A 237-nucleotide genomic window follows, 5' to 3' on the forward strand; every position below is an offset into this window, starting at 1 on the left:
GCAGGCCATCTGCCAGCTCATCAGCATTCACGCCATCAGCGGCTTCCGCGATGGTGAGCGTCGGCGCATCAGTGCCGGTCTCGCCGCCCGGTGAAGTGGTGTCTTTTGTTGTGGCATCCGTGAACTCTGCCTCGTTACCGGCCTCATCAGTGACAGTCAGCGTCGCGGTGAGTTCGCCCTCAGCCAGGTCGGAGAGATTCTGGCCAGCGACAGTCAGGGTGGTGCCATCGACCGTGA

1 protein-coding gene is annotated in these 237 nt (G+C 62.4%); it reads right to left on the reverse strand.

Annotation, left to right across the window (positions count from 1 at the left end; all coding sequences use genetic code 11):
* Positions 1–237 (reverse strand): hypothetical protein (locus QD228_RS17085; RefSeq protein WP_279876142.1); only part of this gene is annotated, 237 nt, incomplete at both ends.

The sequence above is a fragment of the Cobetia sp. 3AK genome (assembly GCF_029846335.1).
GTDB lineage: Bacteria > Pseudomonadota > Gammaproteobacteria > Pseudomonadales > Halomonadaceae > Cobetia > Cobetia marina.